Annotated in this window: 24 protein-coding genes, 1 tRNA gene and 1 pseudogene; 7 read left to right on the forward strand and 19 right to left on the reverse strand. The window is 64.9% G+C overall.

Translation table 11 applies throughout. The features are described from left to right. Window positions 1–149: 149 nt before the first annotated feature. The 3 genes from MKK49_RS15610 to MKK49_RS15620 are packed head-to-tail and all read left to right on the forward strand — an operon-like array spanning window position 150 to window position 3,613. Window positions 150–845: a DUF1223 domain-containing protein gene (locus tag MKK49_RS15610; protein WP_244029986.1), complete on the forward strand. Its 696-nt coding sequence runs from the start codon at window positions 150–152 to the stop codon at window positions 843–845. A 3-nt stretch (window positions 846–848) separates the two neighbouring features. Further along, window positions 849–1,517 carry an NrsF family protein gene (locus MKK49_RS15615; protein WP_244029988.1) on the forward strand — a complete coding sequence of 223 codons (669 nt, stop codon included), beginning with the start codon at window positions 849–851 and terminating at the stop codon, window positions 1,515–1,517. A gap of 2 nt (window positions 1,518–1,519) precedes the next feature. After that, complete coding sequence (locus tag MKK49_RS15620) at window positions 1,520–3,613, forward strand: protein-disulfide reductase DsbD family protein (RefSeq protein WP_244029991.1); 2,094 nt, start codon at window positions 1,520–1,522, stop codon at window positions 3,611–3,613. Window positions 3,614–3,828: 215 nt separating this feature from the next. Here the strand turns inward: MKK49_RS15620 and MKK49_RS24815 are convergent. From MKK49_RS24815 to MKK49_RS15635, 4 genes and pseudogenes are all read right to left on the reverse strand, one after another. Further along, window positions 3,829–3,945 (reverse strand): annotated as a pseudogene (locus tag MKK49_RS24815) (DUF6538 domain-containing protein); the annotation flags it as partial. A 504-nt stretch (window positions 3,946–4,449) separates the two neighbouring features. Continuing rightward, window positions 4,450–4,701, reverse strand: coding sequence for a hypothetical protein (locus tag MKK49_RS15625; protein ID WP_244029993.1), 252 nt, complete (start codon window positions 4,699–4,701; stop codon window positions 4,450–4,452). 1 nt (window position 4,702) lies between these two features. Further along, the gene (locus MKK49_RS15630; RefSeq protein ID WP_244029995.1) at window positions 4,703–5,533 is read right to left on the reverse strand and encodes a hypothetical protein; all 831 of its coding nucleotides are present in this window, start codon (window positions 5,531–5,533) and stop codon (window positions 4,703–4,705) included. A 12-nt stretch (window positions 5,534–5,545) separates the two neighbouring features. Next, window positions 5,546–5,803 carry a hypothetical protein gene (locus MKK49_RS15635; RefSeq protein WP_244029997.1) on the reverse strand — a complete coding sequence of 86 codons (258 nt, stop codon included), beginning with the start codon at window positions 5,801–5,803 and terminating at the stop codon, window positions 5,546–5,548. A 159-nt stretch (window positions 5,804–5,962) separates the two neighbouring features. On the opposite strand from MKK49_RS15635, the gene MKK49_RS15640 reads away from it, so the two are divergent. The 3 genes from MKK49_RS15640 (at window position 5,963) to MKK49_RS15650 (ending at window position 8,427) form a co-directional block, all read left to right on the forward strand. After that, window positions 5,963–6,220 (forward strand): helix-turn-helix domain-containing protein, encoded by a 258-nt coding sequence (locus tag MKK49_RS15640; protein ID WP_244029999.1) that lies wholly within the window; start codon window positions 5,963–5,965, stop codon window positions 6,218–6,220. Between the two features lie 11 nt (window positions 6,221–6,231). Beyond that, window positions 6,232–6,492 carry a hypothetical protein gene (locus MKK49_RS15645; protein WP_244030001.1) on the forward strand — a complete coding sequence of 87 codons (261 nt, stop codon included), beginning with the start codon at window positions 6,232–6,234 and terminating at the stop codon, window positions 6,490–6,492. A 162-nt stretch (window positions 6,493–6,654) separates the two neighbouring features. Beyond that, entirely contained in the window at window positions 6,655–8,427 is a 1,773-nt protein-coding gene (locus MKK49_RS15650) for an AAA family ATPase (RefSeq protein WP_244030003.1), read from the forward strand. A gap of 489 nt (window positions 8,428–8,916) precedes the next feature. Here MKK49_RS15650 and MKK49_RS15655 read toward each other — a convergent pair whose 3' ends face one another. Genes MKK49_RS15655 through MKK49_RS15675 form a run of 5 tightly spaced genes read right to left on the reverse strand, consistent with a single transcriptional unit; the run spans window position 8,917 to window position 14,117 of the window. After that, on the reverse strand, window positions 8,917–11,736 hold the full coding sequence (locus MKK49_RS15655; RefSeq protein ID WP_244030005.1) for a phage tail tip lysozyme: 2,820 nt from the start codon (window positions 11,734–11,736) through the stop codon (window positions 8,917–8,919). A 35-nt stretch (window positions 11,737–11,771) separates the two neighbouring features. Beyond that, window positions 11,772–12,077: a phage tail assembly protein gene (locus MKK49_RS15660; RefSeq protein WP_244030007.1), complete on the reverse strand. Its 306-nt coding sequence runs from the start codon at window positions 12,075–12,077 to the stop codon at window positions 11,772–11,774. Between the two features lie 30 nt (window positions 12,078–12,107). Further along, the gene (locus MKK49_RS15665) at window positions 12,108–12,446 is read right to left on the reverse strand and encodes a hypothetical protein (protein ID WP_244030009.1); all 339 of its coding nucleotides are present in this window, start codon (window positions 12,444–12,446) and stop codon (window positions 12,108–12,110) included. A 1-nt stretch (window position 12,447) separates the two neighbouring features. Beyond that, window positions 12,448–13,059, reverse strand: coding sequence for an ATP-dependent Clp protease proteolytic subunit (locus MKK49_RS15670; RefSeq protein WP_244030011.1), 612 nt, complete (start codon window positions 13,057–13,059; stop codon window positions 12,448–12,450). Continuing rightward, window positions 13,056–14,117, reverse strand: coding sequence for a hypothetical protein (locus tag MKK49_RS15675; protein WP_244030013.1), 1,062 nt, complete (start codon window positions 14,115–14,117; stop codon window positions 13,056–13,058). The genes MKK49_RS15670 and MKK49_RS15675 overlap by 4 nt, the downstream gene beginning before the upstream one ends. A gap of 394 nt (window positions 14,118–14,511) precedes the next feature. On the opposite strand from MKK49_RS15675, the gene MKK49_RS15680 reads away from it, so the two are divergent. Then, a complete protein-coding gene (locus MKK49_RS15680; protein ID WP_244030015.1) occupies window positions 14,512–14,739 on the forward strand; it encodes a hypothetical protein in 228 nt (75 codons plus the stop codon). 67 nt (window positions 14,740–14,806) lie between these two features. Here the strand turns inward: MKK49_RS15680 and MKK49_RS15685 are convergent, their stop codons facing one another. The 10 genes from MKK49_RS15685 to MKK49_RS15730 form a co-directional block, all read right to left on the reverse strand. Further along, the gene (locus tag MKK49_RS15685; RefSeq protein WP_244030018.1) at window positions 14,807–15,082 is read right to left on the reverse strand and encodes a hypothetical protein; all 276 of its coding nucleotides are present in this window, start codon (window positions 15,080–15,082) and stop codon (window positions 14,807–14,809) included. Beyond that, the gene (locus MKK49_RS15690; protein WP_244030020.1) at window positions 15,075–16,079 is read right to left on the reverse strand and encodes a hypothetical protein; all 1,005 of its coding nucleotides are present in this window, start codon (window positions 16,077–16,079) and stop codon (window positions 15,075–15,077) included. Before MKK49_RS15690 ends, MKK49_RS15685 begins: the two co-directional genes overlap by 8 nt. Next, window positions 16,079–16,990, reverse strand: coding sequence for a DUF1376 domain-containing protein (locus MKK49_RS15695; protein WP_244030022.1), 912 nt, complete (start codon window positions 16,988–16,990; stop codon window positions 16,079–16,081). The genes MKK49_RS15690 and MKK49_RS15695 overlap by 1 nt, the downstream gene beginning before the upstream one ends. Beyond that, window positions 16,987–18,399, reverse strand: coding sequence for a replicative DNA helicase (locus tag MKK49_RS15700; protein WP_313899171.1), 1,413 nt, complete (start codon window positions 18,397–18,399; stop codon window positions 16,987–16,989). Before MKK49_RS15700 ends, MKK49_RS15695 begins: the two co-directional genes overlap by 4 nt. Beyond that, window positions 18,396–18,626 carry a PC4/YdbC family ssDNA-binding protein gene (locus MKK49_RS15705; RefSeq protein ID WP_244030026.1) on the reverse strand — a complete coding sequence of 77 codons (231 nt, stop codon included), beginning with the start codon at window positions 18,624–18,626 and terminating at the stop codon, window positions 18,396–18,398. Before MKK49_RS15705 ends, MKK49_RS15700 begins: the two co-directional genes overlap by 4 nt. A gap of 209 nt (window positions 18,627–18,835) precedes the next feature. Then, entirely contained in the window at window positions 18,836–19,063 is a 228-nt protein-coding gene (locus MKK49_RS15710) for a helix-turn-helix domain-containing protein (RefSeq protein WP_244030028.1), read from the reverse strand. A gap of 122 nt (window positions 19,064–19,185) precedes the next feature. Then, window positions 19,186–19,737 carry a hypothetical protein gene (locus tag MKK49_RS15715; protein ID WP_244030030.1) on the reverse strand — a complete coding sequence of 184 codons (552 nt, stop codon included), beginning with the start codon at window positions 19,735–19,737 and terminating at the stop codon, window positions 19,186–19,188. Next, window positions 19,734–20,909 (reverse strand): tyrosine-type recombinase/integrase, encoded by a 1,176-nt coding sequence (locus tag MKK49_RS15720; protein WP_409565088.1) that lies wholly within the window; start codon window positions 20,907–20,909, stop codon window positions 19,734–19,736. The genes MKK49_RS15715 and MKK49_RS15720 overlap by 4 nt, the downstream gene beginning before the upstream one ends. Before the next feature lie 160 nt (window positions 20,910–21,069). Further along, window positions 21,070–21,161, reverse strand: a tRNA-Ser gene (locus MKK49_RS15725). A 13-nt stretch (window positions 21,162–21,174) separates the two neighbouring features. Then, window positions 21,175–22,005, reverse strand: a complete 831-nt coding sequence (locus tag MKK49_RS15730) for a glycosyltransferase family 2 protein (protein WP_244030033.1) — start codon at window positions 22,003–22,005, stop codon at window positions 21,175–21,177. Window positions 22,006–22,043 lie beyond the last annotated feature (38 nt).

Below are 22,043 nucleotides of genomic sequence, written 5' to 3' on the forward strand. Positions count from 1 at the left end.
GAGAAGCGCGATACGCTCTTTCGACATCCGGACTTCGATCCGGACTTCGGCCGATGACGCATCGGGAACCGTAGAGCGCTGTCGATCGATTGTAACCGAGCGTTGCCTGCGACGAATGACGAATATCCCGCCTCGTCACGGAGCACGCCATGTCGTCCCGCCTCGTTCCACTCCTCCTCGCACTCGCGCCGGTCATGCTCGTCTCCGGCCCTGCCCTGGCCCGGCCCGTGGTGGTGGAACTGTTCACGTCGCAAGGGTGCTCGTCCTGCCCGCCGGCGGAAGCGCTGCTCGGCGAGCTGGCCGGCCGCGACGACCTCCTGGCGCTGGGCTTCCACGTCACCTACTGGGACGATCTCGGCTGGAAGGACACCGCGTCCTTCGAGGGCGCGACCGAGCGGCAGGCGACCTATGCGGGGCGTCTCGGCGAGGGGAACTTCACGCCGCAGCTCGTCATCGACGGCCGCAGGAGGGTGGTGGGATCGCGCCGTGCGGCGGCTGCCTCGGCCGTCGCGGCAGCCCGTGCCGAGATGGGCGCCGGAACCGAGATCGCCGTCGCGCGCCGGAACGGCCAGATCGCCGTGACGGTCGGCTCCGGCAAGGGCAGCGCCCGGGTCACCCTCGTCGGCTTCGACCACGCCCTGCGCACCCCCGTGGCACGGGGCGAGAACGGCGGACGCACCCTCGTGCAGGCCAATGTCGTGCGCTCCCTGCGCACCCTCGGCACCTGGTCGGGCGAGCCCCTACAGTTCAGCGAGGCGTTGCCGGCCGGGCAGGATGCCGCCGTGATCGTGCAGCAATCGGACGGCCGCATCCTCGGAGCCGCACGCCTCTCGCCGGGGACCTGAGACATGCCCCTTCGGAACGAGGAGCCGAGCCCCGGCGCCTTGCCTCATGCCCGCCTGATCGACGCGCTGGCCCGCAGCCTCGTTCCGGTCCGGCGCCTCGGCTCACCGCTCCGGCGCATGCTCGGCTGGCTGCTGGTCGTCGCTTTCCCCGGCGCCGGCCTCGCGGCGGTCGCCGACCTGAAGGGGGCGCTGTCCCGCCACGCCGCCGACCCGGACCTCGTTCTGGCGGCCGTCGGATCGATCGCCACCGCCGTCACGGCGGCGGCGGCCGCGATCCTGGCGACGCTGCCCGACCGTGATCCGCGCTGGGCCCTCCTGCCCGCGCCGAGCCTCGCGCTCTGGATCGGGGCGAGTGTCTCCGGGGCGGGGGCGGCGCACGGAGCACCGATCTCCCTGTCGGAAGCCAGCGCCTGCGTCGGGTTCATCCTGGGGCTCGGCGTTCCCTTCGCGTTGCTCCTCGCCGCGATCCTGCGGAACGGCTACGCCCTCCATCCCTCCCTGAGCGGCGGCCTCGCGGGTCTCGCGGCGGCCTCCGCCGCGGCTTCGGTCCTGGGCCTGTTCCACCCCTTCGCCATGGCGCTGAACGATCTGGCCCTGCACGCGCTCGCGGTCGCGCTGCTCGCGGGGGCCGGGGCCGGGTTCGGCAGGCGCCTGCTCCGCGCGAGCGCCTGAGAATGGTCCTGCGCGACCTCGTCCGGCGAAGCCTGCTCGCGTGCCTCGCCCTCGTTCTCCTGGAAACTTTCCCGGCGCGCGCGGCGTCCACCGCGTGGATCGGCGACGACCGGGCGGCGGTGCGGCTCGTGACGGCCACGGACGCCGTGAGCCCGGGAGCGCCCGTCGAGGCGGCCCTCGAGTTCCGGTTCGGTGACGGCTGGCACGGGGCGTGGCGCAGCCCGGGCGATGCCGGCCTCGCCCCGACCTTCGACGGGAGCGCATCGGACGGGCTCGTGCTCGACGCCATCGCCTGGCCCGCGCCGCGCCGCCTCGCCGTCGGCGACCTTCAGACGTTCGTGTACGAATCCGGCACCGTCCTGCCCCTCCGGTTCGCGCGGCGCGGCGACGGGGCCGCGCATCTGCGCCTGCGCCTCGTGCACGCGGTCTGCGGCGAGGTCTGCGTGCCCTATCGCGCGACCCTCGACCTCGCGCTGCCGGCGGGACCGGATCGCCCCTCGGCGGAAGCGGGACTGATCGGGGCCGCGCGCGCGCTTGTTCCCGGACCGCCGGAGGCGGCGGGTTTCGCCGTCGTCGGGCAGGCCCGCGAGGGAGCGCCGGACGATCGGCGCCTGGTCCTGCGGGTGACCAGCGAACGCCGCGCCTTCGTGGCGCCGGACCTGTTCGTCGAGGGCCCGAAGGGGGCCGTGACCGCCCCTCCGGCGGTTGCCCTGTCCGACGGCGGACACGCGGCCCGGATCGCCCTGAGGCTGCCGCCGGACGTCGCGGAGACCGACCTGCGCGTCACCCTGGTCGATGGCGCGCGCAGCGCCGAATTCACGGTTCCGCCCATGGACGGCATCGGCTGGGATGCGTGGCTCGCGATCCTGGCGACGGCCCTGCTCGGAGGCCTCGTCCTCAATGCGATGCCCTGCGTCCTGCCGGTCCTGTCCCTGAAGGCCTTCACGTTGACGCGGGCAGCCGGAGGGGATCGACGCGGCGTCCGGGCCGAACTCCTCGCCACGGCGGCGGGCATCGTCGCGTCCTTCCTCGCCATCGCCCTGGTTCTGATCGTCCTGAAGGCCTCGGGCGCCAGTATCGGCTGGGGCATCCAGTTCCAGGCGCCGTGGTTTCTCGCCGGCATGGCCCTGCTCACGGTGCTGTTCGCCGCGAGCCTGTTCGAATGGGTCACGATCGGGCTGCCCCGCCCGCTCGCCGCGCTCGGATCGCTACGCGGGAGCAGCCGCCTGTCGGAGGCCTTCCTCACCGGCGCCTTCGCCACCCTGCTGGCCACGCCCTGCTCGGCCCCGTTCGTCGGAAGCGCGGTGGGCTTCGCGCTGACCCGGGGACGTGTCGACATCCTGCTGGTCTTCGCGGCACTCGGCCTCGGAATGGCGCTCCCCTTCGCGCTCCTCGCGCTGAAACCGGGTTGGACGCGCCTGCTGCCGCGACCGGGTCCCTGGATGGTCCGGCTGCGGAGCGGGTTCGGCCTCCTGCTCCTCGGAACGGCCGCGTGGCTCATGACGGTCTTCGCCGCGGTGGACGGCATCCCTCGGGCGATAGGGTTGGCGGGCATCCTGGCCCTTCTCCTCGGCTGGCTCGCCCTGAGCCGACGGGGGCGCAGTCCCGATCGCCGCCGAAGCCTGGTCACGGCGGCCCTCGTCCTCGCGCTCGTCCCCGTCACGGTGTGGCCGTCCGGCTTCCGGATCACCCCGGTGGCTCGGATGGAGGACGGACCCTGGCGCGCCTTCGCCCCCGAGGCGATCCCGGCCCTGGTGGCGGAGGGCAAGGTCGTCGTCGTCGACGTGACGGCGTCCTGGTGCCTGACCTGCCGGATCAACGACGTCACCACCCTCGATCGCGCGGAGATCCGCGCGCGCCTGTCGGCGCCCGACGCGGTCGCGATGCGGGCGGACTGGACCCAGGCCGATCCGGCCATCCTCGCTTTCCTGCGCCGCTTCGGACGCTTCGGGATCCCGCTCTTGGCCGTCTACGGGCCCGGCCTGCCGCGCGGCGAGGCCCTGCCGGAACTGCTGACTCCGGCAGCGATGCGGGCCGCCATCGTGCGGGCAGCGCGGGAGAGCTCAGACAAGGCCGCGGCAAAATCGCTGCCCTGACCTGTAATCGTCATCGGCGCCCCTCCGAAAGACTTTGCAGTACCGCCGAACCGTTCGGTACGCCCCAGAAGGCTCACCGCCCATGAGCACTCTCCTCCGGGTCGCCGCCGCCGTCCTTGCCACCGCAATCTCCGGAGCCCCGGCCTTCGCGGTCGATACCATGTCCAAGGACTCGATGAAGATGTGAGTTCGGCCTCGTGCGGACGGCGGGGGTCGCGGGCACTGGCTGTACGCAGCGACCGGCGGATCTCGGCCATGCCGAGCACGTCGACGAGGCCTACCGGGACGATCTTACGAAACCAGAAACGGTCACCGCGTTTGACGACGTACACAGGCGCCCCGGATCTGAGCCAGGACCGAAGTCCAGGCTGTGACGGGGCCCTGTGCCATGATGCGCTGACATCACGGCAGAAACATCGATTATTTCAATGACTTAGAGTGGCGGAGACGGAGTCCGCCTTCATGGTAGAATTTCTCATTTAATTTCATGGATTTAGCTTTCCGGTATTGATATCTACCCACATATTAACCCACGTCTTCAACGCGGATCGCCATGAACGGCTGCGAACTGTCGCGGACCGCCGGGCGCACAAACGATCCGGCCGGCAGTTGCCTCGGCATGGGCCCCGATCGGCCCTGACGAGGTGGTCCGATGTCACCACGAACGGTCGCGATCCTCGCCGGTGGCGGGTGTGCCCTGCTCGGGCCTGCCATCGCTCACGCCTTCAGCAGTGACCCGACGGATCAGATTGTTCTGTCCCTCATCATCGCAGGCTCAGTGGTCGTGACGGTCCTGGTCCTCGGCCTTAGATCGCGGGACGACTGAGGTCGGCATGTCACGACGCCTCGATGTCCCGATCCCCGCCACGCAGCCATGTGACCTGACTGTCGTGCTCTTCAGGGGCACCGAGCGACGGCTCCCCATCAGCGTCAGGCTCGAGATCCGCGTCGCCGTCCGTTGCGTCGAGCAGGGCAACAATGCGGTCGACGACGTCGAGGGCTAGCTCGGCCAGACGCTCGAACTCCTCGCGTGGGATGGTTGCGGCCGGGACGCGTCGGGTAGCCGGGAAGCGAACGACGTTGGTCATGTCAGACCACCTTCGGTGAGAGGGTAGCCAACTCGTCGTATCGCGCCGGCATATGATATCCTGCGCCGTAGCCATCGCGGGCGATGCCCGTCACGGAACAGATAGCGGCCGCAACGGATAGGAGGCACCGCTCAGCCCTTTGCTGCGCGGGCTCGCGGAGATGCTCCACGCCATTCAGCACGGATTCTATGGCGTGGGATGCGATGGCGAGCTGACACAACATGCCGCCAGGCGAAGCGGCGCGAGCATAGCTGACGGCGTCTCCCAGCATTTGAATTTTTCGCTCAACACGGAGCGCATTGGCGGCTGCAATAGCGCCCTGTGGGCCAGCATTATCAAGTTCGTGCCAATACTGGATCGCCTCCTCCATCAGATCCGCAATCTGTCCGGCGGCGCATTGAATAGGGACCGTCCCCAAGGGCGCTGGCGCCAACCGCTCGATGTCCCGGATCACCCCGACCCAAGCGGCATGGTCTAGTGCCTCTTTACCGTGAGGTCCCCTTGGTCCGCTGGTATGTTCCAGCTCATCGCGAAACACGGGAAGCTTGATACGGAGATCGACAACTGATTTTACGGGGTAGGCGAGGATCGCCCTTTGTACTTCATCGTTGCGACGGAAAATTGGCTCGGCCTCCTCGTCGCTGAGGTCGCCATAGTTTTGCAGACGCATGTTCTCCTGCCACTCGTCCACCAGCGCTACGAGGCCTGGCGATGCGGTCGGCCCTTCCGGCTTGCCGTGAATTACGCGGGCCGCAGTTGCCCTGGACGCCTTCGCACGCTGGCGCAGGCTGGGCGACTCGTTGTCGGGGCGGGTTTTGCGCGCGGTGCTCATGCTCGCCTCCCCTCAAGCCAGATGCACGAAGCCGTAGGCGATCACGCCCCCGGCGATGATGAGGACAGCCGATGCCATTTCCCCGATGAGGTCGAGGAAGCGCAGGGCGCGGACGTGGGGCGTGTCCGGCCGGACCGGCGCCGTGACGCGCCAATCCTCGGCACTGTCAGGTGTGTGCTCGTCAGCCTCTAGGATTGGTGCCTGCCGGGCATAGAGGCCGTCCGTGGGTCGGCGTTTGAGATGCAAAGGGACGAGCGTGGGCATTGCCATAACCGGTGTGCTCCGGGGCTGAGGGCGTCGGAATGTGCGTGGGGCTGCGCTTTCGCGCAGGGGTCAGGCCTCGGCCGCGTTGCTCTTCAGAGCCGAACCTGATAATTTAGATATCAGGTCAGAACGATCCGAAGTCAATATCAAAAATATCAGGTTGGCATGGCATCGATCAGGCAGGTGAAAGCAGCACGCGCGCTCCTAGGCTGGTCGCAAGGCGACTTGGCCGAGCGTTCGAGCGTCTCGAAGCCCACCGTTGCCCGGCTTGAAACAGGCGGCGGAGATCTAGGAGGCTATGCCGACACGCGGGACAAGATCCTCGCTGCCCTCGAAGCCGCCGGCGTCGAGTTCATCCCAGAAAACGGCGGAGGGGCTGGCGTGCGGCTGAGGAAGCGGCAAGATGCAGGTAGCGAAAACTAGGAGCGTCGCCCGTGGCCATTCTGGATCCCGAGATCGAGCACTCGCCACTTGGCGGTGCGATAACGCGCAATGGCCAGACGGTGACGGTTCACATCTATCGGTTTGCCGGGACCGAGGATGAATGGACGCTGGAGGTTGTTGGCCTGGATAGCAGCCACATTGTTTGGGCCGAGACGTTTGAGACCGATCTGGAAGCCTACGAGGCTTTCGAGCGCACGGTCGCTCAGGACGGAATCAAATCCTTTACGGAGGATGCGCCGGCAGGGCACTAATTCCTGAAGCTGCTGACGTCATCTTCCTAAAGCAAAACGGCGAAGATCCGGGCGTATGCTTCGACAAATTTTAGTCGAGAATCATCCGAGTAAAGCCTCGCATTTCAGTGAAACTCTATCAAAAATCCCATTTCCCCAAAAACAAATAAAGATTGGATAGTGATGCCGATATACTTGCAAGGGTTAAAGTTGAGAAATTATCGTGGGATCGGGCCAGACGAGCAAATTCTTGCACCCTTCAAGGAATTCAATTTCTTTATTGGTGCAAACAATTCTGGAAAGTCTGCTGTACTAAACTTTATTTCAAATTACCTGCCTCCAATTTTTCAATCTCGGCATAGTCATGATTCACGACAGCCGATTGATGCTTTAGAAGAGTATTCTTATGGACAATCAGGTCAAATTTCGATGGCACTCGGAGTGAAATCAAGCTCGTTTTCTGAGCGATTAATGAAAAATCTTGTCGCCCCTCATTTGCAAATGCACGCTCAGCCTCTTGTTCAGAGATTTGTAAATTATTTAGAACAGAATGATCACATTTGGTTTGATAGCAATATTCCCTATAGAGATAATCTTGGCTTTGGTCCTGAATTAAACAAAACCGAACTCACAAAGATTTTTGATCGAAGCGAGTGGGCATCACTCTTCCGGTATTTCTTTCCCAATGGCTCTGGTGGCGACATCGAAGGTTGGGCGGAAATGATCTTCAAACGTATTCGGGAAACTGAGCAATTCATCCTCCCCCCGGTACGACTTATCCCAGCATACCGGCAAATTGGTCCGAAGGGCGAAGGGCTTTCAGATTTCAGCGGTCGCGGGCTGATTGATCGATTGGCCGAAGTCCAAAATCCCAGGCATGATCGCCGTCATGAACTGGAACTTTTCGAGAAGATAAACAGCTTCCTGCAAACCGTGACAGTGCGCGAAGATGCCAAGATTGAGGTACCACACGATCGAGAGCACATTTTGGTGCACATGGACGGCAGGATCCTACCGCTTGCATCACTGGGAACCGGTATCCACGAAGTCGTTATGATTGCTGCTTTCTGTACCTTCAGCAATTCACAGATAGTATGCATTGAAGAGCCCGAAATACACCTTCATCCCTTGCTGCAGCGGAAGCTGATGAATTACCTTAGAGATAAAACGGATAATCAGTATTTTATTGCCACACACTCAGCAAGCTTTATCGACACGCCTGGTGCAGCAATTTTTCACGTCAGCCATGACGGCAAGCAAACCCATATACGTGAGACAATACTTCGTAATGAAAAATTCGATATTTGCTTAGATCTGGGACACAAGGCCTCAGATATTGTTCAGTCAAATGCTGTAATTTGGGTCGAGGGACCGTCCGACCGTATTTATATCAAAGTTTGGATAGAAAGTATCGCACCTGAATTTATCGAGGGTATCCATTACTCGATAATGTTCTACGGTGGTCGTTTGCTGTCTCATCTAAGCGCAAACGATGACGAAATTAACGAATTTATTTCTTTACAAAGCTTAAATCGCAATTTGGCAATCGTCATTGACAGCGATAGAAAATCAGACGTCGACGAGATCAACGAAACGAAGAGTCGTATTGTTAAAGAAGTCGGCGCAGGCAGAGGTGTTGTTTGGGTAACGGCTGGCCGTGAGATTGAGAACTACATCGGCCACGATGTACTTCAGGCCGCCGTTAAAAGCATCAATCAGAAAACCTATATTCGACCTGCTAATGGCGGTCGGTTTGACCATGCGCTATTTTTTCGGCGGACACCAAAGAGGAGGAAAAACGGCGCCACATCGAGCAACATCACAGAGTTGGAAGAAAGCATCGACAAGGTCAAAGTGGCGCGCATCGTTTCATCCGCCGGAGTAGACCTTTCTGTGCTTGATCTTGAGGAACGTATTTCCGAGATCGTTCGAATGATTCGACACGCTAACGATTAGGCGGCGTTCGTGACGAGCCAATCGATGCGCCTGTAGCCGAGCGTCGAGAGCATCGATCATATTGGGCTGCTCACCATCGATATCTGCCGGGAGCGGTCGAGGTTACGGACTGCATAACTAGCGACGCGAACCCATAGATGACTGCCCTCATCCGTACCGCCGATCTCGACAACCGCACCCCGGCGGCTATCTTACCGGGATGCGCCCTGCCCTGCTCGCCCTCGCCCTTGTCGTCCTGGCCGCTCCCGCGCTGAGCCGTGGAACACCTACGGTTCAGGAACTCCTACGGGCAGAGGCTGCCGCCACGTCGAAGTGCCAGGGCTCAAGCGACGAATTGGTGACTTCTGCAGCATGTCCACTTCGGGACAAGCTGTACGGTCGCTTGCTTCAGGCAGGGTATTGCTTTGGCCGCGTCGGACAGATGCAGTCCGAAAAGACTTGGCACAAGTGTCGCGCCAAATCGATCTACGATAACGAGCTTTTTGTTGACTAGTTTTCCTGGCTCGCCCGCGCCATTGTCGCTCCGCGGTTTAGCTTAACGTCTCGAAAAAGACTGCCGCCCACTGTTGTGCTGGCTGTCGTGTCCGGCCCAGCCTTGTTGATGATGACGCCGACCTGGGTGTCCGCCTTGATCGTAGGGCCACCGGCGACTCCGGACTTGAGCGCCTTCCTCATTGCGGGGCTTTCGTTGATGCTGGCGAATGCCTTGCCGATCCCGCGCATATCCTCTTCATTTTTGGCGCGCTGTTCGGCCAGCCCACCGAGCGTTTCGTTGGCTGCCCCAAGTCCGTCCTTGCCCCTCCGCATGCCGCGCAAGCTGTTGCGCATGTCGTTGAACCTGGGATCGCTGAACATGCGCAGTTGGCCAGGCTCGGCCTTGTCGCCGTAGAAGCGCTTTGCGCGGTCGAAGTCGGCGCCGGCCTCGGGTCCTACCTTCGATCGATCCGGGCGGTCCGCCGTGGTTTCGATCTCCGGAAGGGTCACGCCGCCGCGACGGTAAAGATCAAGCTGGCGGCGCGCGTGGCGCTCGCGCTGCGCCTGAAGAGGTCCCTTGTATCCCTCGAAAATCTGACCGATCCGATTCCCCCGGCCAAGGTCTGTTTCGTTACGCCAATTGCGCTCCGCTGCCGTCGAGCGGCGCTTGGTCTCCTCATCGAAGAAATCAACCTGAGCGTCGAAGTCGGTCCAGGGAACGTTGCGGCCTTCGGCGAACTTCTTGAGCGCCCGAAACCGTTCGGCCCGCCATTGGAACATGCCGTGCGCGGCGTCGTCCCCGCGGCCGAACCTCTCCGTGTCGCCAAGAGGGCCGTCCGAGCGAACGCCGCTCTCTTCGACCGCCTGTCCGATCGCCGTTGATGCAGCCTCTGGCGTCCAACCGCGGGCGATGAGGCGTGCCATAGCTCGCTGGGCACGCGCGTCTTGCTCTTTCGGAACAGAGCCCTGCGATCGGACGCGGGGGCCGGTGTCCTGCGGCTCGCCGCGCAGAGCCCGCCCGACGCGCTCAGCCGGGCCATCGGGGCGCGTCACAAGCGGGCTGCCGCCGAGACCGCCGAAGCGGCCACCGCCGAAGTTGCGGTTCGGGAATGGTCCCGACTGCGAGGGTGCCCCGCCGCCGTAGCTCTCCTGGCGCTGGCGCCCAGCTTCGCCCAGGGCTCGCCCGACCCCGCGCATGGCCTCCGGCACGTTGCCTCGATACCCCCGGTTTTCCAGGAACGCTCGGAAGCGGTCCATTGCATGGGGATCGCCCTGGGCAGTCAGCCCTCGGCCGCCGAGCCCCGCCATGCTGTTGCCCACGCCGGCCATCGCGCCCATGGCGCCGAAGGACGCCTTCTGGATCAAGCCGCCAAGAGCGGGCGCCGTGCTGGCGTCGAACGATTGCTGCTGAACCGTCGCTTCGCCCGGCTTCTTGTCCGGCAGGGCCTCGCGCAAGCGCCGCATCTCGTCGGTAAGCTTGCCCTGCTCCCGGCGGTAGGTCTCGGCCTCACGTTGAGCCTTGGCGGCGTCCTCGGGCTTGCCGCCGGTGATGGTGCCCAGCATGGCCTCCGCCTCGGGCGTCAGCTTTTTGGTGGGCTCGGCATTGCTGCGCTTGCCGATGCCGGCGTCCGTGGCCCGATCGATCTCAGCCAGCTTCTTGCCAGCCTCGCTGAAATCGAGGTTCTTCAGATCCTTCAGCACGCCGATGGATAGGGCCACCGCGCGGATTGCTCGGGCCGTATCGTTTGCCGCCGCACCGATCTCCTTGAACACCCCCGAGACCGCGTCCCCGCTGCCCTTGGTGCTGAACTCGGCCATCAGGTCGCGGAGCTGCGTGAAGGCTCCACCAAGCTCCGTCTTGACCTCGCCGAACCCCTCGCGGAGCCGGGCGAACGCTCCGTTCCAATCGATGGATTCAATGTAGGTCACAGCGTCCCGGATCGTCTGGACGATTGCTGGTGTGACGCCCTTCCGCTCGTCGTCCAGGAAGCTCTTCATCGTCACCGCGACCTTCGCCAGCGGGCCTTCAAGCTCCATGGCGATCGCGGTGCCGATCCGCTTCATGGTGGTCGCGAGCCCGCTCATCGCCTTGTCGTAGGCTTCTGCGCTCTGCACCATCTGAGGCGTCAGGGGGCCAGCCTCCTTGTTGGCCTTCGCCATCTGCTCGTCGATGGTCCCTCGATGCTTCTCGACGACCCGTGCGGCCTCCGCCATACGCAGCACCTGCTCGGCGTAGACGCGTCTGTCGGCCGGGTCCTTGATGCCCTCCAGCCCCTTAAAGGCTTTCATGAAGGCTTCGCCGGCATCCTTCGACTTAATGAGCGAGTCGGCGATGCCTCCGAAGTAGGCTCGGCCCTCGGTCGTCTTTCCCTGGGTCCGGAGAAAATCCATCAACGGGCCGACGCCGCCCCTGGCCTGCCGGGCCGCCTCGGCAAACGCGATGATGCCGGCGGACGACTGGTTGGCGTCGATGCCGACCTTCCCCAGCACGCTCTGAATGTCGCGCAGCTGCTCGGCCGCGATACCCGTGTCTCGACCAAGCTGCCCCAGCCCAGATGCATTTGTCGTGAAGCTTCGGACCGCCGCCTGGATGCCGGCGAGGGCCGCCGTGACGCCAAGGGTCGTGACGCCGATCGAGCTCAAGGCCGGGTTGAGAACGTTCGTAACCGTGCCCGCCGTCTTCGCCATGGCGCGCTCGGCATGGGTGAAGCCCTCGCCGAGGGTGCGGCCGTGCTCCTTGCCCTCCTTGCCGAGGACCTGCAGCTGGGTGCGCAGGCGCTTCATCGGATCAGAGAACTTGTCGACAACCTCGGCCTCGAGCCTCAGAGCTTCCATGGCGTGATCCTCTCGTGGCTACGGGTGTGCGGCTGTCAGGCTCGTGCGGAGCCGGGCAGAAAGAGGCCGGCCAGCATGTAGGCACAGGCCACGAAGTCGGCGGGGGCGATCCGCGTCACGGTCGAGGGCGGCACGGCGGCCAGGCGGCTCATCATCGCGACCATCTTGCGCTCGTGGATGTCCACGCTCGGCGGGTCGGAGGCGAGGTTTAGGGACGCCGGCAGACCAGCCGCCAGGATGTCCGCGGTGGTTGCCTCCCGGAACGTCAGCTCCGTGATGGTGGCGCCATCGATCTCGATCGGCTGGGAAAGCGTGTGGGTCAGGGGAGCGGGGGCGGTCATGGTCAGGTCCTTCGATTTCATGTGCTGCGGCTACGCCGTGGCGGCGGCGGCGGTGCCGAGATCGAGGGTCCGCATCGGGACCTGAGACGGAACGCCTTCCGGCGGGGCCTTCACGACCGCCAGGACGCGGATCGGCGTGGCGAGGGTATCGAGCGCCGCCACCGCCCACGCCTCGGCTGCAAGGGCAGCCTGAACGCGGCTATCCGGCACGCTCTCCATCGGCACCCGCAGCGTCTTGGCGGAGGCGTCCAGCGGCGCGCCCGGGTAGCTCCACACCGCCGCATCGGGGCAGCGCCAGAGCCGGCCATGGGTGTCCTTCGCCGCTAGGGAATCGAGGTCGGCGAAAGTATCGGGAGCGGGTTCGGCCATTTCAGGATTCCTCTGGGTTGGGGATCACGGCATCGGCAAAGCCGACCTCGACGGCTTCGTGGCCGGTGAAGGTTCGCTCTTGGTGCATGGCGTCTGCGAGCCAACCGCGGGAGCATTTGCAGCGCGTGCCGAGGATGTCCCGGATCTGGGCGTCCGCCTCGGCCAGCGTGTCGGAGAGGACCTGCAATCTCGCCGAGGTCAGCGCCCACCCCTTCGTGTCGACGAAGCGGGAGTCGTGGATCTCGAAGCGCGCCGCCTCCGCTATCTCGATGCGGTCCCCCGCGCACACGATGACCGTCGCAGCGGATGCGGCCTGCTTAGGAATGCGGATCGTGACATGCCGCGGGTCGCACTTGAGAGCCAGATAGATCGCCACGCCCTCGGCCAGATTGCCGCCGGTGCTGTCGATCTCCACGACGACCGGTTCGCCTCGCGGCCAATCGGCCAAGGCGCGCCGCACGCTCGCGGCGTTGCATCCGTTCGCCGGCTCAATGGAGCCCGCGATGTGGATGGCGCCGCCCCGAATGAGCGAGACGACTGCCTCCTTGGCGGGCGGCGTCCAGTCGAGATGGATGGTGCCGTCCGCGTCCTCGACCCGGCGCGCCGCGATCATGCCGGCACCGCCGATCCGCCGACGAGACGGGCGCGCTCGGCCGCGATCCAGTCGTGCATGCTGATCTGAAGGTCGACCCGCTCGCGGGCGGGCTGCGGGTCCTTGCCGTTGCGGCTGATGGGGATGCGCCGGACCTCGCCGGCATCCTCGTTGAGCTCCAGGCCGTGGCCCGGGGCCTCGGTAAGCAGCCGGCTGATGGCCGTGGCTTGCGCGGTGCCGGGCCGGAAGCCGACCTTCATGGCGAAGGCGCGCGCGGCCACCGGCGCCGGGACCATCCAGCCCCCGGCCTCGACCTCGCACCACTGGTTCATGTTGCCCCGGAAGCCGGCCGGCTGAAGGAAGAACACCACCTCTTCCGGCACAAGGACCGGTACCGGCGGGGCCAAGGCCGGCACGGGCATCGTCGCCGCCAGCGCCCCGCCTCGGATGTCTTCGGCGCGCTGGCGCAGGGCCGCGAGCATCGGGGCCGCCGCCTCACTCGGCGTGGTCACGGTGAACTGTCCGGTCGCAGTATCGAAGTAGGTCAGGGGTGGCGTGTAGGCCCGCGGGAGAGCGACGTGCAGCACCAGGGCTGTGACCTGCCCTACGAAGGCGCTCGGCCCGCCGATGGGGTCGGGGTCGACGCCGGCCTCGACGGTAGCGGCCATGGCCCGGTGCGCCTCGGCGAGGGCGCGCGAGGCGGTGTCCACCTTAGCGACGGCGGCCTCGATGCGGGCAACGTGGGCCAGGCGCTCGTCGGCGATGCGGCTGCGCTCGATGCGGTCCCGCTCGGTCTGAAGCCTAGCTTGCGCCTCGGCGATCATCTCAGCCAGGACGCGCGCGGCATCCTCCAGGGCCGCCCGATCGTCAGCCGTCTTTCGGCAGGTGTCGCCGGCCTTCTTGAGGGCCACGGCGTCGGCCCCGTCCGTCTCGATGAGGAGCCGGCGCTGTTCGGCCGCCGCCTCATCGGCCTTGGTGGCGGCGTCGGCGAGGCGTCGCAGCACGCCTTCGTGGCGAGCCGTCAGGCTCACGAGGTCGGCTTGCGCGGCCTTCATCGGGTCACGGCTGAACATACCCATGAGGCGATCCTTCGCGGCAAAGGGGGAACGGCGCCGGGCAAGGGGAGATGAAACCCTGCCGGCGCCGCCACGCTGCTCGACCGGGACATGACCCGAACCGGGAGCGGCATTCGTGATGGGGGATGCGTCTGCATTCATGGCCTCAGTATCGGGAGGCCGGCACAGGTGGTCACCTATGCAAAACAGGAAAAACAGGAATGAAACGGGAAAGCTTCGTGCGTCCGAGGGCGGTGTTACCTGTTACCCTGTTACCTGTTACCCGGTTTTGACGCCTCAAACCTAGACAGATGCCGCACTCGCGCTGACCCTCGACACCGGGTGGGGTCTCCAAGGACCCAGAGAACTCGACCGAGGCATTGAAGTCGCGTTAGCATCAGCTTCTCGATCACCGCGCTTGGTGCTCGATTCGGGAGGAATATTGATGCCGGCATTGCATGGCCCGTTCAAAGCGTATGGCGAAGGTGCCACCGAGGCACTTAAAAATGCGCACCAAAAGGCTCAATCACTTGCGCCTGGAACAAAAGGCAAGGTGTCAACGCGGGTTCAAGCGTCTGGAACCACCGAAGATGCAAATGGCTATGTTATGGCTTGGGTAGAATTTCAAGTACAAGTCGATGACTAAATAGGCACGCAGAGTCGGGGAGCTGTACCGTGTTCGCGGGTGGGGGAAAGTATTAACCTCCACCGGCTCACAGTAGTGCTTCCCGATGCACCCACCAGCGCCCGCCATTGCGCTTCGTGACCATGGCGGACGCCTCTACCTTCAGCCGCTTCACCCTCTTGCGGGCAGCGTCCTCGCCCACGCCCCAGGCCGCCGCAGCGGTCTTCAGGGGCACGAAGGCATCTTTCGGGGCCGTGGGGATGGGAGCGGCGCTGGCCCCAGCCAGGATGGCTGCGATCGCATCAGCGCTGGCCAAGCAAGCGGACCGGGCATTCTCTAGGATTTGACGTTCGGCCTCAGTCATGACCGCGCCTTCTGATGTTGCCCACGGTCTGAGGAGACACGCCGGCTCGGCGGGCGATCTCGCGATCTGCGAGGGGGGCAGTGCCGAGATTTCCGGCATTGAGCAGGGCCAGCACGTCGCGACGCTTGTCGGCGTTGGTGCGCCGGAAGTGTCCAGATTGGACAGGTGTTGATGCGGTCCCCGGATCGGGGGAGCGGGCTGATTTGCTCGTGCGGTCCTGTCCAAATTGGACAGGTGCAGCATCGTCCCGGATGCGAGCGGCCATGCGTTCGATGTCGGCGCGTAGGGTGGTCAGGACCGGCTCCTGCTCCTTCCACGAACGAGCCATGTCGAGCTTCGCGACGTGCTCCATCCAAGAAAACCGGGCGCGGATGTCGTTGAGCGACTGCGCCGGCAGGGTCTGACAAAGATCCTCGAGGATGTATCGGCGTGCCTCGGCCCACGAATGAGCCGAGTAGTCCGGACAGAAGGCGCAACGGTCGGTGTCGAGCTTCTCCGCGGCCTCGTACTCGGCCCAGGCTGCTGCTGTCGTCGTCGGAAGGGGCCATGCCTCGGTGACCGCCCGGCGGACGCTCTCCGGCATCTGGGATCGAGCGTCGTATCCATGCCACCCATCCAGCCGATAGATCGTGTTCCACGTCTGACCTGGGCCCAACAGCGGTTCGCAAGCCCGACGAAGCGCAGCCTCGCGGTCCGTATCGGCCCAGACGGCGTCTTCCGACCCGTACTCCATTAGAAGATCGCGACGCTTAGCTGCGCGCTGACGCTCACGTTTGGCGCGCTCGGCGCGAAATTCCGGGGTGTTGAACAGGTCCTCGAAGAAGTTGGACGGTTTCGGGGGCGGCGCGTCCAAAGTGGACACGGCCTGCTCGACGCTCATCCCTGCCTTCCGGGCAAGAGTCTGCATCTTCAGCATCGCGGCTGCCTTCTCACCCGGGCTATCCGTACGGTCGTGAAGGGCGCGGACCTTGGCGAAGGTTTCGAGACCGGTGACCATCAGCCTGTCCCCGCGAGCAATTCGGGCGTGGCCCGTGCGTCGAGGTGCCGGATCCCGAACTCGGCCAAGATGCTGGGCGGGACCTTCGTCCGCGGGTCGTCGGGCGGCTCAGTGCGTTGCTGCCAGGGCCAGTGGCCACCACGGGATTTCCAGGCGCGAACTCGATCGCGCCAGACCTCGGCCGAGATCTCGGCCACGGGGGCGGCCTCGTCGACCTTCGGGGCATAGTCCCGCCAGCGTCGCTGATACAGCCAGGTGTCGGCGGTCTTCACGAACTCGGTGCCGGCCTTGCCGATGCGCTCCTGCTCGGCGGCGTAGGCCTTGGCGCCAGCGACGATCTCGGCCGGCGTGGCCCCACGTCGTCGAGCCTCGAGCCAACGCTTCCGGGCGTACGTCGTCGGGAAGGCAACGTTGCGTTTCGGGTAGGCGCTTTTGAACTCGGCGAAGCCTTCAGGATCCTCGTCCCCGATGGGGAATATAGGGGATTCTTTAGCTTTAGCTTTAGCTGCTTTCGTTTCGCTTTCGTTTTCCTTCTCAATTACAGAACCTAATGCCCCAACCGGATCCTGTAATTCCAATGGCTTAGGCCGTCCGCCCATCCTCCCAGCGACGCGTTTTCTCTCGACTTTTTCGCTTACGAATTGATGATCGCGAGCGACTTGTTCGTTGCTCCAATTACCATTTTCGAGGGCCCAATTGGCCAGCACGATCGGCTTCAAGCTGGCCCACCGCTTCAGGGTGGTGCCGAGCATGCGGGCGAACCGAGCGTCATCGTCCGGCAGGCAGCAACCGGGCGAGCGCCAAGCGAAAATCTGCAGGCGGAAATAGGCGCCGGCTTCCTCGTTCGTCATGTGGGCGGTGTCGGCGATGTGCCGGTCGACGCCGACTGGCATGGTCGGGAGGGTGCTCATCGCACAGCCTCCGCCAACACGTTGCAGGCGACATCGCAGAAGCAGGTGATCCGAATCGTGGGACCCGAGCGCTGCTTCAGGATCTCAATCTCGAGCTCGTTCTGGCACCCAAGGAGGCGGATATCCTCCTCATCCGTCCGCCCGACCTTGTGCTCAAGGTAGTAGCTCTCCCGGAACAGCCCGAGGACGACATCGGCGTCCTGTTCGATCGACCCGCTATCCCGGAGGTCCGATAGCAACGGCCGCTTGTCCGGGCGCTTCTCCACCTCGCGGTTGAGCTGGCACAGGCCCACCACGGGGATGCCGAGCTCCTTCGCCAGCCCTTTCAGGCCGCTGCTGATCTCGGTCACCTCCTGGACGCGGTTACCGGAGTAGCGCTTGGACGGCCGGATCAGGCCGATGTGGTCGATGATGAGCGCGGCGAAGGGAATGCCCTGACGCTCGGCCTTCAGCTTCATCTGCCGGGTGCGGGCCGCGATCTGCGACAGGGTCAGCCCGGGCTGCTGTTCGATCCAGAGGGGCGTGTCGGCGCAGGCGTACTTCGCCTCGTGCAGGCGGGCCGTTGCCTCATTCGATAGCCCACGGGCCTCGGCGATGGCGCGATAGGTGATCGGGTCCGGATCGCGGGGGGAATAGGCCGTGGCCGCCAGGACGCGTTCGGACAGCTCCTCGGCGCCCATCTCGAGCGACATCAACCCGACGGCGCCGCTGCGCCGTGCGGCCGACAAGGCGATGTGGATGGCGACGGTGGTCTTGCCCATGGCGGGCCGGCCCGCGAGCACGATGAACTGCCCCGGCCGCATGCCCAGGGTCGCGATATCGAGCCTCGGCACCCCGTACGTCACCCCGACTGTGCCCTTGCCCTGGCGAGCCTGATCCACCCGGGTCATCACGCTCGCTACGCCCTGGCCCAGCGTGACGCGCTTGGCGCTCTCGCTCAGGCCGGCACTGGCCACCCCGTCCAGGGCTTCAATCATCCAGGCTGCAAACTCAGCCGGGTTGTGGACGGACCCGGCTGTCATGGCGCCGACGGCGGCCTGCGCGGTTTCCAGCACCTTCCGCATGCGGGCGGCCTGGGCGATGAGCCGGGCGTAGCTGGGCGCCCCACTCACTGTGGTGGCGCTTCCAGCGAGCTTGCCGAGGTAGGTACCCACGGTCATGCCGCCGAGATCCGCATTGCCGAGGACCGCCGTCATGAGGTGGAAGTCGATGGCTTCGCCGCTGTCACGGCGCATGCACATTGCCTCGAAGATCGCGCGGTGTAGCTCGTCTACGAAATCCTGGGCCTGCACGTGGTCGCGGGCACGGTCCAGGGCATCGTTGTTCACGAGGATCGCGCCGAGCAACGCCCGTTCGGAGTCGATGGCCGTCGGCGGGGTCGGGGTCGAAGCCGGCAAGGGTGCCGTCACGGGGACACCTCCCGCTCGGCGGCCTGCAGGGCTTGGATCAGAGCCGGCAGCGTGGACTTGGCGAGACGAATGCCGTTCGTGGTCGGGTAGGGCTCGCCGTGGGAGGTTTTCGGGGCCGCGAACACCCGCAAGTCCACCAGGGTGAACCCGTCGCCCGTGACGACGCTGACGCGGATCTCCTCGGAGTTGTTTTTGCGAACGGTAGCGACGGTGCGTTGATTGCTCATGCGCGGGTCCCCCAAGTATCGGAGACCGCGAAGGCCAGCTCGGCCACCTGGGCGGCGAGCGACGGCGAAAGATTGAACCGCCGCGTGAGGCGGGATGCTTGAAGGAATGAAGTGGGTGCGATATCTCTGGAGTTGTCAGCGGCCAAGCAGACAGTTTCCAGAGCCCTCGGCGTGCCCGCGCCGGGGGTTCTTTTATTTTCGGCCATGCGTCACGCGGCCTCCTGCTCGAGCGAGGCCAGGTACCCGCGGAGGCTGTCGGCCGGGATCAGGGTGCGACTCCCCACCTTGATCGTGCGAAGCTTCTTCTCCGCGACCAGGGAATAGATCGTCGTGCGACCTAGCCCGGTGGCGTACTGTGCCTCGACGATGGTGTAGGCAAGCTTCTCCGTTGGCGCGCGCAGGTCTCCCTGCGGCGCCTGAACACTGTGCGTGTGCATGGCGATATCCAGTTTTGTCCGCTGGCGTTCCAGCGGCTCGGGATAAAGATGGGCCTACATTTGAGAAGCGTCTAGATATCAATCACTTCAGTCTATTGATATGAAGCGAGATCGCTTCAGTCTTATAGATTGAAGTCCCGGATTCGACGCCAGATCGTCGTTTTCGATACAGGCACAAGATCCTCTTCCCTCAGCCGTTTGTTAACCGGCTCGAGGATCCACGCCGCCAATCCGTCCGGGGATAGATTCCCCCGTTGAACTCCTGCAGCCTTGATTTCCTGTTTGATGATCTGGACCTGCTTATCGAAGCGAGATTCATTTTTTTGAGCACGTGCAGCCCGAGCAAGCATGGGAGCTTTGGGCTCGAACCGACGAGCGACGGTCTCGTCTCGCGTCAAAAGCGTGCCGCTGAGGAACGCGCCATCGATAATGCGCTCCAATCCCAGCAGAAGCTCAAGAGCCACGGCAGCATCGGTACCGGCGATTCCTTCCGCAGATGCCAAAATTTGACGCCACCCATTGTCGATGTCGTCCATGGCCAATGAAATCTGCACCTCAGCGTTCACAGTGCCGGATTCGATTGAAAAGGTTCGCAGATCTTCGCCAAGCTGCTGCAGCCGACGCGCAACACGATCCCTCGCGCTCGTGAACCCAATGGCAGGATCAGCAGTCACGTTGAGGCCGGATCCAATTCAGTGAAGGCCGCCCAGGAATCCATCAGCGCTCGCCGCTTTGCGAACAGATCGCCGCGCCGGTAGGCAGCCTCGACCTTGCTTTCGATGGCATGCGCCAGGGCCATCTCGACCACCTCGGAGGGGAAGTGCGTCGTCTCGGAAGCCCAGTCGCGAAAAGTCGAGCGGAAGCCATGCACGGTCAGGTCCTCACGGCCCATCCGGCGCAGCATCATCAGCATGCCCATGTTGGAAAGCGACTTGCCGTGCCGGCCGCCGGGGAACACGAACTCGCCGCGACCGGCTTCGCTCAAACCCTTCAGGATCGCCAGGACGGGCGCTGACAGCGGCACCCGGTGTTCGGCGCCAGCTTTCATCCGCTCGGCCGGAACGGTCCACTCCGCGGCCTCAAGGTTCAACTCGGACCAGCGGGCTCCGATCACCTCGCCGGTGCGGGCGGCCGTGAGGATGGCGAACTCTAGGGCGCGGGCGGCCATGGCCTCGCGGGCCCGCAGGTCAGCCAGGAACGTGCCCACCTTGGAGTACGGCAGCGCGGCGTGGTGCTCGACCTTCTGCACCCGAGAGCGCTTCGGCAGGAGGTTGGAGAGGTGCCCCTTCCACCTGGCCGGGTTCTCACCGCGCCGGTAGCCGTGGGTCGTGGCCCAATCGAGGATGGATTCGATCCGGCCGCGGACGCGCGTCGCGGTCTCCGGCTTCGTCGTCCAGACCGGCTGCACGGCCTGCATCACGAAGCCGGTGTCCACCGCCGCCACGGGCAGGCCGCCGAAGGCGGGATAGGCGTAGGTGGTGAGGGTCGCCGTCCATTGGGCGGCATGCTTGGCGTTGCGCCAGCCGGCCTTGTGAGCCTCGATGTAGGCCGCGGCGCACTGCTCGAAGGTCATGGCCCGTGCCGCCTCAAGGCGGGCCTCGTCCTGCTGCGCCCGCTTGGCCTCGATTGGGTCAAGCCCGTCGGCGCAGAGCTTGCGGCAGGCCAGCGCCCTATCGCGTGCCTCAGCAAGGGTGAACGTGCCAGCCGAGCCCAGGCCCATCTCTCGCGATTTTCCGCGCAGGGTGAACCGGAAGATCCAGCTCTTGGCGCCCTTGCCGGTAACCTGCAGCCATAGGCCACCGCCGTCGCCGTACATGCCGGGCGTCTTCAGGCGTGCGACGCCAATGGCCGTAAGCTTTCCCTGCACTGACTCACCCACGATGCTACCCACATCGTAAACGCGAATTTGGGCGAACGCCAGCGGCCCGGCGCGAACGGCACCAGGCAGAAAGTCGTGCAATTTAAGGGGGTTATAGGACTGCTGCGAACGGTGGCGAACAGGTATCTGGCGGAGACGGAGGGATTCGAACCCTCGATACCCCTTTCGGGGTATGCTCATTTAGCAAACGAGTGCCTTCAGCCGCTCGGCCACGTCTCCGCAGGCCGTCGATCTAGAATTTCGCGTCGGGGCGGTCAAGCCGGGATTCGGAGTTGGCGCGAGAATCCGCGCGGCGGCGCTCGTAGTGCTTGGCCACGCGCAGGTGGCGGGAGATGGCGTAGTTCATGGCCGTGAGGAAGCCGTAGGTGCCGCGCACGAAGTGGCGGCGGCCGAGATAGGCCTTGAGGAAGTTGCCCGGCAGCTCGACGAAGAGGCGCCAGGTCGGGATCGCGACGCCGCGGGCGGCGAGGTCGTCGGCCTGCTGGTCGGAATAGCGGTTGAGCTTGTCGAGCTGGTCGCCGAGCGAGCGCACGGAGAAGTGGTGGATCACGCCCCGCAAGGTGCCGATGCCGGCGCCGGGGGCGAGGTCGACCCGGTCGTGGACGGGGGACGGGGAGTAGCGGCCGCGATCCTTGCGGTAGAGCCGCACGGGCGTCAGGCGGTAGGCCCAGGGATGCGGGCGGCCCTCACCGGGAAAGATTTCCGCGATGGCGATGCGGTAGGCGGGACGGGCCGGCTCGCCCCGGGCGAAGGCGGCGCGGATGGCGGCCGCCAGGTCCGCGGGCACCACCTCGTCGGCATCGACGTTGAGGAGCCAGACGTGGCGGCACTGCTCTTCCGCGAAGCGCTTCTGCGGGCCGTAGCCCGGCCAGTCGTTGTGGATCACCCGGGCCCCCAGCGACTCGGCGAGCGCCTGCGTGCCATCGGTCGAGCCGGAATCCACCACCACGAGGTCGTCCGTCAGGTCGCGCACCGCCCGGATCGTCGCGCCGATGCGGTCGGCCTCGTTCCGGGCGATGATGAAGACGGAGAGCGGGAGGCAGGTCGTCGCGGGGGATGTCATCGCGGGGCGGCCATCGGGGCGGGAATTCCTGATCTGGG

The organism is Methylobacterium sp. J-090, assembly GCF_022829345.1.
In the GTDB taxonomy this organism is placed as follows: Bacteria; Pseudomonadota; Alphaproteobacteria; order Rhizobiales; family Beijerinckiaceae; genus Methylobacterium.